General features: G+C 80.6%; 1 pseudogene. It reads left to right on the forward strand.

What is annotated here, in order from left to right:
• Nucleotides 1–428, forward strand: a pseudogene (locus NWP10_RS12365) (cell division protein FtsK); the annotation flags it as partial.

The following is a 428-nucleotide window of genomic DNA, read 5'->3' on the forward strand; positions in this document are numbered from 1 at the left end:
CCCTCTCCCCCGGCGACGTCGCCCGCGCCGTCCGCGCCCGGACCCCGGACCGCTTCGGCCTCACCGGTGCCGCTGAGGGCCCCGCGACGCTGTCCTGGGGGCTGGGCATGGGCGCCCTGGGCCTGTCCCGGGACGACCCGGACCAGGCCTGGGTCGCGGCCGTCACCGCGCGTCGCGAGGCGCTGACGGTCCCCTCGCCGGCCGCCCGCACCGTGGTGCTCGGCCCGCCCCGCGAGGCCGCCGGCGTCTGCCGGTGGCTCGTGTTCCAGCTGCTGCGCCACGCCGTGGCCGCGGACGCCTGCCTCGTGGTGGAGTCCGGCGGATCGTGCCGGTGCTGGTGGGCGGGCGGGACCGGCGGGGCCGTCCTCGTGACCGCTCCCGCGGACGTCGCGCTCGAGGCGGCCTGGGCCGCCTGGACGGCGGGGATC

The organism is Micrococcus sp. HG099, assembly GCF_024723355.1.
In the GTDB taxonomy this organism is placed as follows: Bacteria; Actinomycetota; Actinomycetes; order Actinomycetales; family Micrococcaceae; genus Micrococcus; species Micrococcus endophyticus.